Source organism: Dolichospermum lemmermannii CS-548 (assembly GCF_028330815.1).
In the GTDB taxonomy this organism is placed as follows: Bacteria; Cyanobacteriota; Cyanobacteriia; order Cyanobacteriales; family Nostocaceae; genus Dolichospermum; species Dolichospermum lemmermannii.
Genome location: NZ_JAQMTJ010000070.1, coordinates 1 through 16,772 on the forward strand (window position 1 = coordinate 1; position 16,772 = coordinate 16,772).

At 37.8% G+C, this 16,772-nt stretch carries 14 protein-coding genes and 1 pseudogene; 6 read left to right on the top strand and 9 right to left on the bottom strand.

Annotation, left to right across the window (positions count from 1 at the left end; all coding sequences use genetic code 11):
* The first annotated feature begins 523 nt into the window (after positions 1 to 523).
* The 5 genes and pseudogenes from PN450_RS04420 to PN450_RS04440 all read left to right on the top strand — a co-directional run bounded on the left by PN450_RS04420 (position 524) and on the right by PN450_RS04440 (position 5,691).
* On the top strand, positions 524 to 796 hold the full coding sequence (locus tag PN450_RS04420; RefSeq protein ID WP_271835527.1) for a hypothetical protein: 273 nt from the start codon (positions 524 to 526) through the stop codon (positions 794 to 796).
* A 260-nt stretch (positions 797 to 1,056) separates the two neighbouring features.
* The gene (locus tag PN450_RS04425) at positions 1,057 to 1,545 is read left to right on the top strand and encodes an MgtC/SapB family protein (RefSeq protein WP_271835528.1); all 489 of its coding nucleotides are present in this window, start codon (positions 1,057 to 1,059) and stop codon (positions 1,543 to 1,545) included.
* 130 nt (positions 1,546 to 1,675) lie between these two features.
* Positions 1,676 to 2,089: pseudogene (locus PN450_RS23935) on the top strand (phosphate/phosphite/phosphonate ABC transporter substrate-binding protein); the annotation flags it as partial.
* Positions 2,090 to 2,233: 144 nt separating this feature from the next.
* The gene (locus PN450_RS23940) at positions 2,234 to 3,823 is read left to right on the top strand and encodes a PAS domain-containing protein (RefSeq protein ID WP_334311478.1); all 1,590 of its coding nucleotides are present in this window, start codon (positions 2,234 to 2,236) and stop codon (positions 3,821 to 3,823) included.
* 617 nt (positions 3,824 to 4,440) lie between these two features.
* Positions 4,441 to 5,691 carry a tetratricopeptide repeat protein gene (locus PN450_RS04440; protein ID WP_271835529.1) on the top strand — a complete coding sequence of 417 codons (1,251 nt, stop codon included), beginning with the start codon at positions 4,441 to 4,443 and terminating at the stop codon, positions 5,689 to 5,691.
* Between the two features lie 61 nt (positions 5,692 to 5,752).
* On the opposite strand, the gene PN450_RS04445 is transcribed toward PN450_RS04440, so the two are convergent.
* The 9 genes from PN450_RS04445 to PN450_RS04485 form a co-directional block, all read right to left on the bottom strand.
* Entirely contained in the window at positions 5,753 to 6,526 is a 774-nt protein-coding gene (locus tag PN450_RS04445) for a phosphate/phosphite/phosphonate ABC transporter substrate-binding protein (protein WP_271835530.1), read from the bottom strand.
* 345 nt (positions 6,527 to 6,871) lie between these two features.
* Positions 6,872 to 7,819, bottom strand: a complete 948-nt coding sequence (locus tag PN450_RS04450; protein ID WP_271835531.1) for a D-2-hydroxyacid dehydrogenase — start codon at positions 7,817 to 7,819, stop codon at positions 6,872 to 6,874.
* Between the two features lie 29 nt (positions 7,820 to 7,848).
* Entirely contained in the window at positions 7,849 to 8,178 is a 330-nt protein-coding gene (locus PN450_RS04455; RefSeq protein WP_053540203.1) for a 4Fe-4S dicluster domain-containing protein, read from the bottom strand.
* Between the two features lie 255 nt (positions 8,179 to 8,433).
* Entirely contained in the window at positions 8,434 to 10,080 is a 1,647-nt protein-coding gene (locus tag PN450_RS04460) for an FAD-dependent oxidoreductase (protein ID WP_271835532.1), read from the bottom strand.
* Between the two features lie 101 nt (positions 10,081 to 10,181).
* Positions 10,182 to 10,982, bottom strand: a complete 801-nt coding sequence (locus tag PN450_RS04465; protein ID WP_271835533.1) for an SDR family oxidoreductase — start codon at positions 10,980 to 10,982, stop codon at positions 10,182 to 10,184.
* A 48-nt stretch (positions 10,983 to 11,030) separates the two neighbouring features.
* The gene (locus tag PN450_RS04470) at positions 11,031 to 11,471 is read right to left on the bottom strand and encodes a protein tyrosine phosphatase family protein (RefSeq protein WP_271835534.1); all 441 of its coding nucleotides are present in this window, start codon (positions 11,469 to 11,471) and stop codon (positions 11,031 to 11,033) included.
* Positions 11,472 to 11,498: 27 nt separating this feature from the next.
* Positions 11,499 to 12,788: a glutathione S-transferase family protein gene (locus tag PN450_RS04475; RefSeq protein WP_271835535.1), complete on the bottom strand. Its 1,290-nt coding sequence runs from the start codon at positions 12,786 to 12,788 to the stop codon at positions 11,499 to 11,501.
* A gap of 160 nt (positions 12,789 to 12,948) precedes the next feature.
* Positions 12,949 to 13,962: a threo-3-hydroxy-L-aspartate ammonia-lyase gene (locus tag PN450_RS04480; RefSeq protein WP_271835536.1), complete on the bottom strand. Its 1,014-nt coding sequence runs from the start codon at positions 13,960 to 13,962 to the stop codon at positions 12,949 to 12,951.
* Positions 13,963 to 14,208: 246 nt separating this feature from the next.
* Positions 14,209 to 15,249: an NADP(H)-dependent aldo-keto reductase gene (locus tag PN450_RS04485; protein WP_148762162.1), complete on the bottom strand. Its 1,041-nt coding sequence runs from the start codon at positions 15,247 to 15,249 to the stop codon at positions 14,209 to 14,211.
* A gap of 449 nt (positions 15,250 to 15,698) precedes the next feature.
* Between PN450_RS04485 and PN450_RS04490 the strand changes: the two genes are divergently transcribed.
* On the top strand, positions 15,699 to 16,772 hold a 1,074-nt coding region (locus tag PN450_RS04490; RefSeq protein ID WP_271835537.1), incomplete at its 3' end, for an iron uptake porin.

Sequence of the window (16,772 nt, forward strand, 5' to 3'; positions counted from 1 at the left end):
GGTAATTTATTTTTCGGAGGATTAGCAAATTATATTGGTGTTGCTAATGCCTTATTATTTGGTGGTGTTTGTTGTATTTTGGGAGCTTATTTTTTTGCTAAACAACTATCAAGTATTAGAAAAGTGGTCAACCCAATATATCAAGAAATGGGATTAATTTCTTAGTCAGCATAGAACTTACAGATGATGTTATCGAAGCCGTGATTATTATGTGTGTAGGGGTAATTTATGAATTATCCCTAATTTGGTGATTTTTTGCGTACAGCCTATTTCATTCAAATTCAGATCCCCGACTTCTTAGAGAAGTCGGGGATCTTGTTGTTCATAAAATTTAGGATTGCTATATTACCTGAATGCTTCAAATAAATCTTGAAAAAAATAATAAATGTATTAGAAAATACTTAATTTTCAGATTTTTTGTGTAAAAATAATATATAAATACGTAATTCCGATAGGAATACGAGAGTTTTTGCTTCAACAGAATAAAAATTATCAATTTTGTTAAACTCCAAATATTTCAGCCATGAAAATACCATTTTTGCCACAACAGCGCATAGTTTTCAACCGATTTGTTCAATATTCACTACTAGGATTGTTTACTCTATCCACACCCTTGACAGGTAGTTTATTACAAACAAGCCAAGCCCAGACAAAACCTGGATTTAGCTCTAAAGTTATCAACTTGGCTTATCAAACCTCTGGGGATATTGTCAAAGTTAAAAAAGTTGTTGAGCCACGTTTTAAAGAATTAGGTGTAACTGTGAATTGGGTTGGACCATTTCCAGCAGATCCTTAGACCGGGGAGTGTCAACATTAATATCTGTACCTCAAACTGACTTTGAATTCTGTCACCCGTTCCCTGTCACCTAGATATGGATGAATTTTTCTCAATTTCAATTATTTTACTTATTTTTAATTTTCTGCTAAAGTAGCAACAAACTACTTTAAGCCTATCAACTTACCGGAGTTGAATTGACACCAATGACGAGTGGGTAATCTTTCTCCCTGCGGGTAATAGGTGCAAAACTCCATTCCATCTTACAGAGGAATCAATCCATGAGTGCAATGTTTCTGGCTGCCGATGATTGGGTACATATAGGTTTTAGACTAATATTGGCGCTTTTAGTCGGTTGCATCATTGGATTGAACCGTCAGAAAGGTGGTAGACCAGCAGGGATGAGGACATTTATGTTAGTGAGTATGGGAGCAGCACTATTTGTGATGATTCCTTTGCAAGCTGAAGGTGATAGTTCCTTCGCAACCACTAATGCCGTAAGTCGCACGATTCAAGGTGTAACTACAGGTATAGGGTTTCTTGGTGCAGGATTAATTTTGCAAGAATCTCCTAGAAAATCTGAAGTGCCAAAAGTGCGGGGTTTGACTGACAGTAAAAATTATGCCCGGAGGCTCAATTCCATCTTTATACAATTAATACTAAGCTATGAAACTCCTGATGAAAATTGGTGTTTTAGCACATCGAGATATCCAGAACACGCTACAAACTTGGCAAAAAACAGCAGATTATCTGACCACAGAACTTTCTGAATAAGTAAGTCGGCACGATAAAATCAATATACATTTTTTTCGTAAAAACCCTTAAATAACCTATCTATAAGGTATTTGTCGAATTTACATTTCGTTACATATGTTGATTGTTTGACGCCAACTTACTTATCACTTTACTATTGTTCCTCTAAATTTCACCCAGATTGGTGCTGCTATTGAACAGAATGCAGTGGAATTTGTAATTGCCAGTCCGGGAATATATGTGGAATTTGAAGCCCTTTATGGAGTAAATCGGCTGGCAACTTTAAAGCAGTTGCGGATGGGACGAGCTTATACCATGTTTGGTGGAGTAATTTTCTGTAATACTCATTGTGACAATATTCAGAGTTTGACGGATTTGCGGGGTAAAAACTTTGTTGCTGTTGCGGAAAATTCTTTTGGAGGTTGGAGATCAGCATGGAGAGAAATTGTAGAAGCAGGGATAAATCCTTACCGGGATTTTCAAAGTTTGCAATTTACCAATAGTCATGATGCAGTGATATATGCTATTGGGGAAGGTAAGGCAGATGCAGGAACTAAGTAAGTCGGCACGATAAAATCAATATACATTTTTTTCGTAAAAACCCTTAAATAACCTATCTATAAGGTATTTGTCGAATTTACATTTCGTTACATATGTTGATTGTTTAACGCCAACTTACTTATTTCTACAAATGTATTGGAACAGATGGCTTTAGAGGGAAAAGTTGATTTGAAAAACTTCAAAATCATTAATCAGCAAACGCAGTATGGAGAAAAATTTCCCTTTGCTTTGAGTACCCAGTTATATCCTGAATGGCCTTTTGCTGTTACCCAAGAAACTCCGAGTCAATTAGCAGAACAAGTAGCGATCGCATTACTAAAATTACCAAAAGATCATCCCGCAGCGAAAGCAGCAAAATCGGAAGGTTGGACAATTCCTCTCAATTATCAATCAGTTCATGAATGCTTTCAAGTTTTACAAGTTCATCCTTATAAAGATTTTGGCAAGACAACTTCTAGTTTTGAATTAGCAGTTAAAGGATCAAACGATGGATTATGGGATTGGAATTTGGAAACAAATGAAGTCTTCTTTTCTAACCGCTGGAAAGAAATGTTAGGGTACGCTGAAGCTGAGATTCCGAATCTTTTTCGAGAGTGGAAACAGCGGTTACATCCAGATGATAGCGATCGCATTTTGACGACTTTTCGGCAATACTTTGCAGGACAAATTTCCACTTACGAACAGGAATATCGCTTACAACATCGCAACGGTAACTATCTTTGGGTACTTTGCCGGGGGATACTGTTGCGAGATGTTTGGAACAAACCATACCGCATGGCAGGTTCTCACACTGATATCACCGGACGCAAACAAGCGGAGGAAGAATTGCGACAATCTGAATTACAGCTAAAAACCCAAACTCAGAATTTACGACAAGCATTGAAAGAATTGCAACAAACGCAAATGCAATTGATTCACAATGAAAAAATGTCCAGTTTAGGACAATTGGTAGCGGGAATTGCTCATGAAATCAATAATCCAGTGAATTTTATTTATGGCAACCTCAACTATTTAGAAGAATATGTGCAAGGCTTATTAAATATAGTTCAAACTTTCCAGCAATGTTATCCACAACCTCTAAATGCAGTTCAGATAGCAATGGAAAATTTTGACCTTGGATTTGTTAGCAATGATCTCCCTCAACTACTCAATTCTATGCGAGTGGGTAGCGAAAAAATTAGAGATATTGTCCATTCTTTGCGAAAATTTTCGCGTTTGGATGAAACAGAAATCAAAGCAGTCAACATTCATGAAGGAATTGAAAATACATTATTAATTTTGCAGCATCGTTTGCAACGTAATTCTCACGAACCTACTATTATTCTTAATAAAGAATATGGAAATTTACCGATTGTGAATTGTTCTCCAGGACAACTTAACCAGGTATTTATGAATATTTTGAGTAATGCCATAGATGCTTTAGAGGAGACTATTACCCATCAACCAAATAATTTTATTCCTACCATTACTATTGGGACTAATGTGATAGATAATCGTTGGGTTTTGATCTACATTGCAGATAATGGATTAGGTATGGGAGCAGAAACGAAGCTACGAGTATTTGATCCCTTCTTTACAACCAAACCAGTGGGAAAAGGAAGAGGACTAGGATTATCAATTAGCTATCAAATTGTGGTAGAACGACACAGTGGCAAACTTGATTTTTTCTCAGAGCCTGGAAAGGGAACAGAGTTTCAGATTCAGCTTCCTCTGTGTCGGGAGTTGGTGATTTGAATGGACTTAATAATGTAGTGGCTGCATTAATAACACCCAATTCAAATGACTTAACTATTATAGTTGTAAAAAATATAGACAAATATCTTTTACTTTGAAAGTGTTACCTTTACTGGGGAAACTACAATCCCCTCTATCCCATCAACCAAAGCATTAGGGATTGCTTTTATTTTTTCTTGGCTTTTATTCTCTGATTGATTATCTCTATCTGATGTGATTTACTTTTTAGTTCCTATAGAGTCGGATTGTTTACCGACTTCGCACCCCAAAAGGACTCTCACCCAACACTCAGATGTCTTCGACTCTTGAGAATATAGTTTGATTTTATAGATAATTTACCATGAATGGCAAAGTCTGTCTATAAAATCAGAGAAGTTTACCAATACCGTAATTTTGTATTTATTTAGATTAAACCCAATCGACAGCATTCATTCATCGAGGTAGTTCTCGGAAATAAAGCTTTGCAAAAATGTATACTTATCCAGTAACTCTATCAACTTACCGTAGTTTTTACTTGCGGATTGGGAGAGGCTGTGGCATAATCTACTTGATAACCCCGGTATTTCGACCAAGTTACCGTAGTTTAAGAATTTAAATCTTGCTGTAAGGAATTCATCATGCTTAAAGATGGACAAGGGCTGTTAGTGACAACAGATTCAGCCGAAGCGATCGCTGCTATTAACCGTTTTATTGATCAATCCCTTGCTTATGGTAAAGATGCAAAAACAGCGATCTTAGAAGCAGTTGAGGCTGATCCAAATTGTGCTTTAGCTAATGCTTATGCAGCCGCTTATCATCTGAGTCAAGAAAGTACAAAAGATTGGCAACAGGCCCAACCATATTTGCAAGTCGCACAAAGAAATTTAGGCAAAATTACTGCCAGAGAACAGTTATACGTAGAAGCAATTTTAGCTTGGGCAAATCAAGAGATTGATGTAGGAATAGCCCTTCATGAAGAGATTACCAATCAATTTCCCACTGATTTAATTTCCGTGCAGCAGGGGCAATATCACTATTTTTATACAGGTAATAAAGAAAAATTACTAGAAATTGCCCAAAAAGTTTTACCTAACAATCCCCAACAAGATTATCTATATGGGATGGTGGCCTTTGGCTTAGAACAATGTCACCAATTACCAGCAGCAGAAAAAATGGCACTTGAGGCGATCGCCTTAAATAGATATGATCCTTGGGCGCATCATGCTATTGGTCATGTAATGGAAACCCAAGGAAGAACTCAGGAGGGAATAATTTGGATGGAGAATTTTGCGTATACCTGGGACAACTGTAACTCTATGCTTTATACCCACAACTGGTGGCATATAGCACTGTATTATTGGCAATTAGAAAACTACGAAAAGGTTCTGAAAATCTACGATGAGCATATTTGGCAACGTGCTAACAAACAATCTCCCAAAGACCAAGTAGGGGCAATTTCCATGTTATTACGGCTAGAATTACGTGGGGTAGATGTAGGCAACCGTTGGCAAGATATCAGTCCTTATCTTTACAGTCGCATTGATGAACACGCATTACCATTCCAGGATTTGCATTATGTCTATGCCCTTGCCAAAGCTGGACACAATAACTGGGTAAAGGAAATGCTTCAAAGTATGGAACATCACGCCTTGAGTATTAATCCCTTTCTTCGCAGGAGTTGGGTAAAGATAGCAATTCCCGCAGCTAAGGGCATGGTAGCTCATGCTCAAGGTGATTTCCAGACAACTGTTAACGAACTCAAATTTGTATTATCGCGGTTGCATGAGATTGGGGGAAGTCATGCACAGCGAGTATTATTTGCAGAAATTTATCAAGATGCTCTCTTGTGCGAACAAAAGCAGCATCGAATTTATCCCATTAGTGCTTAGAATCTTATGGGATGGGCATACTACGGCAAGCTCAGTATAAGTCTTGCCCGTCCCTATATCATTAGGACTGATTAAGTACCCGATAATTCTCTAAGTTCACTGCATCAAAACGCTTAACACTAAATTGTTTCATAATTTCTTGCAACTGAGCATCTGGTTGGAGTAGAGCCAATTGCATTTGCTGAATCAAAGAGATACCTAAACGCCGCGCTGTTACCAATGGTGGCATCGGAGAAGGTCCAATTATTTGCACCACACGTAAATGGTGTGATAATTCAGGAAAATCCCGTAATTCTTGTTCTAATACAACACTATCAATGGCTGCACAATCAGCCAGTCCTTCAACTACCCAACGAATAGAACGTTGATGAGAACCTGATTCTAAAGATTTTCCCCAGAAATTGGGTGAATATTTTTCTTGACTCAACCACCGCCAAAGTAAATGATAACCACTATTAGAACCAGAGTCGTTATAGCAAAAAGTTTTCCCTGATAAATCAGCAAACTTCTGAATATTGCTATCAGTCTTAACAATCACATCTGCATAGTATACAGGACAATCACCATATCGAGATGATTGCATCACAGGCGCAACTAATGTCTGTAACTGATTTAGTGCTATTTGACTATAACGAATTAGTGGTAATCCACAAATAAAAGCCAAGTCTATTTGGTCTTTAAATAATAGAGTGTCTTTTAGGGGGTCGTATTTACTTTGATGTAGTGCAATTTCTACTTGTAAAACACGACCTAAATAAGCTGTAATCTCCTGATATAATCCAAAATAATTAGGAGCTAAATAAGATACAGCCTGTAATTTTGTAATCTTAGTCATTCTTTTTTTTAAACACTGCTATTTTGGAAAATTTTAATTAGCTTTTGCCTAGAGTAATGAATATATAAAAAACTGAGACTAGCAAAAGCAAGCAGCATGATTTTGAAAACTATTATATAAGGATGAATATACCACCATGTCCCCTTAAATAAGGATACTCCTAGTTCTGATACCTTCCCTAAAAAATAAGAGTATACTTTTTGATGGATCTGAATATTAATGTCTTGGGCTAATGTCATGGTAAATTCTCTTGTCAATAAAAAACTAAAGCACAGCAACTCGATAGGCTTACCGTAGATTATATCAAAAAAAATCTGGTTTTCCTATTTTGACGAATAAAAATCCCTAATAACCAGCAGTTTTATCTACTACATTGCGTAAAGTTTGTCCTTGACGATAGCGGTTGAAATTATCAAGAAATAGGGCAAGTGTTCTCTCCTTAACTCTAGGAGTATTTCCAGAACAATGGGGTGTAATAAACACATTTGGCAATGTCCACAAGGGACTTTCTGCTGGTAATGGTTCAGTAAATACTGTATCTAAAGCCGCACCAGTAATCCAGCCTTCCTGTAAAGCTGTAGTCAGTGCTGATTCATCAACTATTGCCCCTCGTGCAATATTAATTAAATAGGAATCAGGGCGGAATAAACGCAGGATTTCCACATCAATCATTCCCTTTGTTTCTGGAGTTAAAGGTGTAGCTATTACCACAAATTCTGCTTCTGGCAGTAGTTGTTTCCATTCATTTGCACCCACTACTTTATCAAAGTTTGGTAATGATTTTGGATGACGAGAACTGCCAAAAATACGCATTCCAAATGCTTTAGCACGAACAGCAATTTCTTGACCAATTCCACCTGCACCGATAATTAATAAAGTTTTCTCGAATAATTCTTGAATTGGTAAACCTCTTTGCCAGTTATGCTCATTTTGTAGCTGATATAAACTTGGTAATTGCTTAGTGTAAGCCAGTAAATAAGTAATTACAAATTCAGCAATGGGAATACCATGTACTCCAGAACCATTAGTTAAAATTAAATCTCTTTCTAAATATTTTGGTGTCAAAATATGATTTACACCTGCATTTGGGGCATGATGCCAACGTAATGAAGGCGCAGCATCTAATACTCGATGTAAAGTGGTAGGTTTGAGATAAAACCAACTAAAATAAACTTCTGCATCTGTGGCATCACCATCTATATTACCTTCACTATCTACACGCACTACAATAGTATTTTCAGGTAAATGTGGCTCAATTTCATCAGCAATTTCTACAGGTAAAATCAGTTTCATAATTGATAACTTCGATTATTTTTGATGTTCTATTTCATCTTCTGCAATAATTGATATGTTGAATCTTCTTTAGCTGTAGTTGTGAGAGATTTTCCCCAACCAATATTTTTGCGATAACTTCCTAAAAGTTGAGCTTCTGCTAATGATTGTTCGTTAATTCCTGTTAATGGTTCTACATCGGGTGCAACATAAAGCGCATCTACCGGACAGTATAATTCACACATAAAACAGGTTTGACAATCGCTTTGTCTGGCAATTCTTGGAGGTGCATTTGGTACTTTATCGAATACGTTTGTCGGGCAAACTTTAACACAGATATTACATTCAATGCACCGGGATTCACTAACTAATTCAATCATAATAAAAATCCAAAATTGATCCAAAATTAATATTGATGTAGGTTGGGTTAAGCGACAGCGCAACCCAACAAAAGTTTTGATATAACCTTTCCTGACAAATTTATCTGCGTTTATCTGCGTCCATCATCTTCCATCTGCGGTTAATTATTTTTTGTTGTACCTTACTTGACTAGGGATTGCTATGATGTTGAGTAAAATGAAACATAGCAAAACTTTTGATAATGTTGGGTTTCCTTGCGTCAACCCAACCTACAATTAAACAGTTACCAGTTCTTTCGTTTTTGTATCCTGTATAGGTGTAGCTTTTACCCAAACCTGATCCAAACCACCACTAATTAAATGATGTTGTTGGTTAGTATCCTGTTCTGGATAATCTAAATGTCTGTGCATACCTCTTGTTTCTTTACGTTCTAAGGCACTGCTATACATCCATCTAGCTGTTGCTACCATTCCGGCAGCTTCTCTTGTGCGGAGAAGATTACTATTATCTGCAACTTGACTATTACGAATTTCATCCCAGAGAGAATGTAATCTGTGCAATGATTCCGTTAAAGTTTGTTCGTTACGGAAATAGTTGCGGTTATATGGAAAAACTTCCGCTTGAGTAGCTTTAATGATGTCTTCACTGTGAATTTGTTTTTCACTACCAGAAATAAATCCTACAGTACCTACAGATTGAACTGGTCTTTGGTTGGCTTGCACACCTAAATTGTGGGAGTATGTAGCCGCAGACTGTCCTGCCCAATACCCTGAAGATAGCGCCCAAGCGGCATTATGACTACCACCACCAGTAAAACCACCACAAATTAATTCCCTTGTGGCTGCATCACCAGCAGCATAGAGTCCACGTACTGAAGTAGCACAAGTATAATCGGTAATTCTAATGCCGCCTGTACCCCGGACAGTTCCCTCTAAACGCAGAGTTACAGGGAAGTGTTGAGTAAAGGGATTAATACCTGCACGATCAAAGGGTAGGAAGAAATTGGGTTGAGACAAACGCATTGTTACCTGCATTTCTTCCGAGGCTTTGTCTATGATGCAATAAACTGGTTGAGTTATCAAGGTTTCGGCAATGACAGAACGCCCTTTTTGTGAACCAGCGCCGGGGATAGGTGTACCATCTTCGTAGGTGAAGGTTGCCCAATTATAGAATAAGGTTTTGGTGACAGAAGAAAAAGCAGGTGCGATGCCATAGGCGTTGGAAAATTCCATTCCCGACATATCAGCACCCGCTTCGGCTGCCATGAGATATCCATCCCCTGTTAGCACATTGCAACCCAAGGCTTTACTCAAGAAAGCACAGCCTCCGGTGGCAATGATCACTGAATGCGATAGCTGCGCTCGCCGAAGGCATCGCACAATCCACTTTTCTCCAGTCTGACGGTTAACCCCCGTCGCCCCAGCAACTGCACCTTCTGCATCTACCAACAACTGCAAAGCCGGACTGTGATCTAAAATCTTCACCCCTGCCCGTTTTATTTGTTGCCGCATCAAACGCATATATTCTGGCCCTTGCAGACTGCGCCGATATGGTTTACCTTCTTCATCTGTAGGGAAAGGATAACCCCAATCAGCTAGTTGGTTGACGTTCGTATAGGTTTGATCTAGGACTCGTTGCATCCAATCTCGGCTAGATAAAAATCCTCCTAGAGCCTCTCTAGAAGCCATTGCAGCCTCTCGACTGTCTGGTTCTGGTGCAACATACCATACACCGTTACCTGATGCGGCGGCACAGCCACTTGTACCACAATAGCCTTTATCTACTAAAACCACTTTAGCACCAGCATTAGCAGCACTCCACGCTGACCAAGTACCAGCAGGTCCACCACCAATTACTAATACATCAGCTAATAAGGTTTGATCAACATCGCTATCTTGGGAAAATAATTGTTTCTGAGTCATGAAAATTCCTCTTTTTTGTAACATTAATTGACGAAAGGAAACCCAACAAAATTTTGAAAATGTTGGGTTGCGCTGTCGCTTAACCCAACCTACTCAATAACTTAAACTCCTGGTGTACTTCCACCATCAACTTGAATTTCTGCACCAGTTATAGAAGCAGCTAAATCAGAAACTAAAAATAAAGCTAAAGCTGCAATTTCTTCAGGTTTAACGATCTTTCCTAAAGGAATTGATTTCACTGCTTGGGCTTTATATTCATCTACCGTAATACCTAAACTTTGGGCATTTTGTACGGCTAATGTTTTCGCTCTTTCTGTGTCCGTTAAACCAGGAGAAATGGCATTAATTCTAATATTATCTAGGGCTAATTCTTTAGAAATGCCTCTTGTAAAGTTGAGTAGAGCCGCATTGGATGTTCCTCCTGGTAGGAAGTTGGGGCGGGGTGTGCGTCCAGCACCACCAATAATGTTAACAATACGCCCATCACCTTGATTTTTCAAATAGGGTACAACGGCTCTAACTAATCGAATGTAACCCAAAAGTTTTAAATTCCAAGCATCTAAAAATGCTTCATCACTTAATTCTAAAAAAGACCCAGCACGGGCTGAACCAGCATTATTAATCAAGATGTCAATTTTACCAAATTGTTCAATTGTTGTAGAAACAACCTTCTCAACATCTTCAGCTTTAGTTAAGTCGGCACTAACGCTAATAACTTTAGCCTCTGTATTGGGTAAAGATTGAATATCAATTACTGCTTGATCAAGTTTTTCTTGATTGCGAGCAGCAATAACTACATTCACACCTTCACTATATAAAGCTTTAGCTGTAGCTAACCCAATTCCTGCACTACCACCTGTAACAATTGCTGTTTTACCTGACAGATTTAGTTCTAAACTCATAGAAATTGCACCTTTGATAAATTTACAAACAAAATAATCACAGAAAACCTAAATTTGCTTAACTGCAAAATTTTCTACGAGAAATTGCTTGAGATGTGGCTGTTCTAAATTAATGCTCAATTCATTAGCTTTTTGAGCGATTTCTTCATAAGTAAAACCTGATTGAATTGCTTCTGCAATTAGGGCTACTCCTCCGGCTCTTGCACCACCAGCACAGTGAATTAAAATTGGTTTGGGTAAATGATCAATTTCTAGAATTGCTTCTGCTGTTAATTCTTGATTTGGTGCTTGAGAATTTAAAGGAATGTTTGTATATTCCAATCCTACAATTTGTGCTTCTTGCTTTTCATCATGGAAAAAACCATTTTCATCAGGATCACGTAAATTCAAAACTGATTTAAAACCCTCAATTGCTAATTTTCTTAATTCCTCAGCAGAAATTTGTCCAGCGATACTCAAATCATCATTAACCTTTTTAAAATCAGTCATTTTGATTCCTCTTTGGATGAAATGAAATCAATAAATAGATGCTAAAACCTTATCTGCTGCGGCTCGCAATGCAGTTGCAGCACCAGCACTCATATCTCGTGGCGCGCAAATCCTATTTCTCACATAAGCCAGTGTAATAGCCCCTGTGGCTGCGATAATGGGGTCTATACTTTCTTTACCTCCAGTTCTTCCTCCTAGTAATAGTTCGTTATTACCATTAAGGAGATAATCAGCTAATAGTCTGAGGTGAAAATCAACAATTTCTTTGATTATTGAGATATCACCTAAAGATTGAACTCCTGAATTTTTGAGAATATCACCAATAGCAGTTTCTCGATTATCACTTAATCTTTCTGCCGCTTCTGCCCGATATTCAATAAATTCAGCATCAGCTAAGTCTAAAGGTGAGGGATTACCAATAGGTTCTACGCCAAATCTACGGCGTAAAAGTAAATTATTAGTAATATTGTCTGATTTAACTCTGTTGTAAGCAGGACGTTTTTTAAGTGCTGCAAACCAAACATTGATGAGAGGAAAACGAGGATTTCCTTTGATGTGATATCCTCTATATACTGGTAAATTAGCCGCCAATCTATCTAAATGGGGACTATACATAATGTCTACCAGACTAAATGTTGATAAAAAATAGGGTTTTGGATATCTACCTAAAGTTTTTTCAATTTCATCTAATTTAGCTTCAAATTCTGCTTCTAAATTTGCTAGTTCTTTGGCATCTTCTGGAGGTTCTCTCAAGAATTTATAGGCAAGATCCCGAAAACCATTAGTTTCTGCATCTTCAACCCATTCTCTAGCGATCGCATTTTCTTCTGGATTTTCAGGTAACAACGTTTCTCCAAAGTGTTCTTCTAATTCTAAAAGAATGTCTTTAGATTCATAAACGAATTTGCCTTCAATATTTGCTGCGGGGACAAGGGTTGTTGGGACTAAATCTGTGTACCATTTCGGTTTATTACTCAGATCAATAAATTCTGTTTCAAAGGGAATTTGTTTTTCTTCTAAGGCAAACCAAACTCGTTCACAAAAAGGACACCAAGAGTTACTATCACGATATAATAATACTGGTGGTTTTTCATCGGTCGAAAGTTTATCTAAACTACTAGGAATAGGAGCAGTAGAAGGTGCTTGTCCTGGTCTTTTAACTCGACGAGCGGGGGTATTTTGTCGAGCAGTTTCTAATAATTGATCCCAATGGGATATGGTAGTGCTTACAATATATTCCTGCACGATTTCTAGCCGTTGCTGTAATTTGGGTTCAGTGTTGTAAAGATCGTGCCATTCTAACCAATCTTTTGCCATAAAAGAAGATTCCCGATTGCTAAAAATTCAGATTCTCAACAGTGTCTTTCATCACTATAACATAAAAATACGGTATGTCTATCAAAAAACCGTAGATTAAATATAAACACAGACTACCATATCAATTTGGGGAAAATCAAGTAGTTAGATAATTATTTATCTAGTAATGCAAAAGATGATTAAGTTGTTTCAATTGACTAACTTGTAATAAATCTACATTTCCACCACTGATAATTACGCCAATTCTCGCACCCGGTGCTTTAACTACACCTTCTAATAATGCTGTTGCAGCTATAACTCCGGTAGGTTCAACAACGATTTTTAAGCGTTCCCAAATCAAGAACATAGTGCGAATTATGTCTGCATCCGATACTGTCACCATATCATCTACGTATTCTAGGACAAGGGGAAAGGTGATTTTACCTAAACTGGGAGTTCTGACACCATCAGCAATGGTCTGGGGATTGTGGACAGTTTGCAGGGTTTTGGTATAAAAGGAACGAGTAGCATCATCGGCTAATTCCGGTTCTACACCGATTATTTGACAATTAGGTAAAACCGCTTTTGTCGCAACTGCACAACCAGAAATTAATCCACCACCACCACAACATACTAATAAGTAATCTAGTTGTCCCACTTCCTGAATTAGTTCTAATGCAGTTGTACCTTGTCCAGCAATTATATGACGATGATCATAGGGGGGAATTAAAGTTAATTCGCGTTCTACTGCGAGACTTTTGGTTAATTCTTCCCGGTTAGTTGTGTCAGGGCTGTATAAAATGACTTCTGCACCATAACCGCGAGTAGCAGTTTGTTTGACTATTGGTGCATTATCAGGCATAACTACAACTGTGGGAATATTGAGTAATTTTCCGGCTAAAGCGATCTGCTGAAAGCAGCAGCGCTTCGCTATCGCTTGTCCATGATTTCCTGAAGAATAGGTAATAACGCCTTTTATTTTTTGCTGGGCTGATAATTGAACTAAGGCATTATAAGCGCCACGAAACTTAAATGCTCCTGTCCGTTGAAAATTTTCGCATTTAAAAAATACTTGGCTTTTAGTCAGTTTATTGAAAGTATTAGAAGTAATTACTGGTGTTTGATGGGCAATACCCAAAAGCCGTTTTTGCGCTGCTTGTATATCAGTAATAGTAACAGAATCAGATAATAACATTGTTTTTTATAAAGTAACTCTCACTATCATTAATAAGTAAGTGGGCGTTAAAAAATATAATACAAACCTAACCCCCCACCCCCCTTCCCTACCAGGGAAGGGGGAGTCAAAGTCTCTCCAGTATCAAGATTTATTCCTTTTCCCTCTCCTTGTGGAGAGGGTTAGGGAGAGGTTTTATATTTAATTGTGTCAAGCTACTTATTAAGTGAGGTGAGAATCCCGCTTTGTATTTTTTACAAAATCTGGTTAAGGTGCTGGATTAGGATAACGAGTATGAATTGCATCTATTTCTGCGAAAATCTCTTGATCTAAAACCACATTGACACTATCTATATTTTCCTGCAATTGTGCCAAAGTTGTTGCGCCAATAATTGTGCTTTTCACAAACCAACGACTTTTGACAAATGCGATCGCTAATTGAGCAGGTGACAGATTATACTTTTTAGCAACCTCCACATAAGCCTTCACCGCTTCTTGGACATTGGGTTTTAAATAACGTTGTCCAAAACCTGAAAATAGAGTTATTCTCGTATTTTCTAACTGTTGATTCTCTATGTATTTACCAGTCAAAAACCCAAAACCCAGGGGACTATAAGCCAATAAACCCACATCTGTATAACGATAAACTTCAGCTAAACCTGATTCAAAATTACGATTTAATAAATTGTAAGCATTTTGAGTTGTCACAACTTTAGGTAATCCCAAATCATTAGCAATGCGAACAAACTCGCTCACCCCCCAAGGCGTTTCATTACTTAAACCCAAATAGCGAATCTTCCCAGCTTTAATCACATCAGCAAAAGCCTGTAACTGTTCCGCAATAGGCACAGATTCCCTTTCTGATTCTGGATTATAACTTGTTTGTCCAAATGTCGGAACATAACGATCAGGCCAATGAATTTGATACAAATCTACATAATCAGTTTGTAATCTCTGCAAACTATCATTTACTGCCTGTGTAATATTATCACGGTCAACTTTATTATTTCCACCCCTCAACCAAGAAAAAGGACGACCCGGACCAGCAATCTTAGTAGCTACAATTAATTTATCTCGTTGCTGTTTCTTCAACCATTCACCAATATAAGCCTCAGTTTTCCCTTGGGTTTCACCACGAGGAGGGACGGGATACATTTCTGCCGCATCTAAGAAATTTATCCCTTGGGTAACAGCATAGTCAAGTTGCTCATGTGCATCCTCAATAGTATTTTGATGCCCATAGGTCATAGTTCCCAAGCAAATTTCTGAAACATTGAGGTCGCTTGCACCAAGTTGATTGTATTTCATAATGTTTAAATGATTCTCCTGATTCCATTTTGCTACAAAAACTAAAAATATCACTATTTCATCAAACTACACTAAATCTACTGACTTAACGGAGTTAGCACCTGAAAAAGCATACTATCATACAAATTTTAGATATACAACCCTTTGTAGCAATTAATTTAAAATTATAAAAAATGTATCCACCAATACTCAAATTCTAGATTTTTTGTGAAATACTGCTATCTATCACAGATTAACTACAGTAACTTGACCAAATTACCGGATTATCTAATATAGGGTAATTTAGTTGCTACTATAGGCTTTCCTGTCATTACAAATACAAAACCAGTCTCAATAGACCTATTACCGAAAATTTCTATCTGAGAAGTTCCTTGATCTTTCCTATGGTAAGTCCGAAATTATTGATGATTTCGTACTGCCTTAAATTTTGTGTGTGTGAGGTTATCAAAATGAAAAAAACTGCTTGTAATTTATTGCTAACTTTCCCAATGTCTGTATTCCTATTAGTCTTAGCAGCTAGTACAAAAACTTCTGCTAGTGAAATAAGAGGAGAAAATGAAACAACAAACAAAGAGACTTTATCACCAGTCAACATCAATACTCCTGACTTTAACAAAATTACTCAAATAATTGCCCAAAAAGAACCTTCCTCTTTATCAGATGAATCACAAGTTACATCTGTATCCCAGCTTTCAGATGTCCAACCCTCTGACTGGGCTTATGAGGCCTTAAAATCTCTTATAGAACGTTATGATTGCTTAGTGGGTTCTGATACTAAATATCGTGGTAATCGAGCTTTGACTCGCTATGAATTTGCCGCAGGGTTAAATGCTTGTTTAGATCAAGTCAATAAACTTATTGCCTCAACCACGTCTAATTTAGTTGTAAAAACAGATTTGGAAACCATACAGCGACTAAATGAAGAATTTAATGCCGAACTTACTGTATTACGCGGAAGATTAGACGCAATAGAAGCACGAACAACACAATTAGAAGCTGATCAATTTTCAACAACAACCAAACTCACAGGTCAAGTTCAGTTCGTTCTGGGCGGAGTCCTCGCTGGTAACAACGTCCTCACCAAAAAACCCGCACCTCGTACCATCACCTTTCAAGATGCGGTTCAATTAGTCTTAAACACCAGTTTCACTGGTAAAGACCAACTGCGACTAGTCCTCTCAGGTGGAAATATTGAGTCCTTAGGACAACTTAGAGCTGGGGTTCTTGGAACATTTGATGGTAGAACTGCCGATAATCGAGTCCCTAGCCTTCAACCCAATCAGATTCGTGTTGGTGGTATCCGTTATCGTTTTCCCATTGGTAAAAAGACACAATTTAACATTTTTGCTCAGTCAGATGGAGCTAATGAAATTGGTTTAAGTGGTCCAACAAACCCATTTGAAGGCTCTTTCAGTAATGGGATAACACGATTTTCCCGACGGAATATGGTCTATAACTATGGAGATTCAGGTCCAGGAATCGCTATCCTCCATGATCTCAGCAAGCAGTGGCAATTAGGGGCA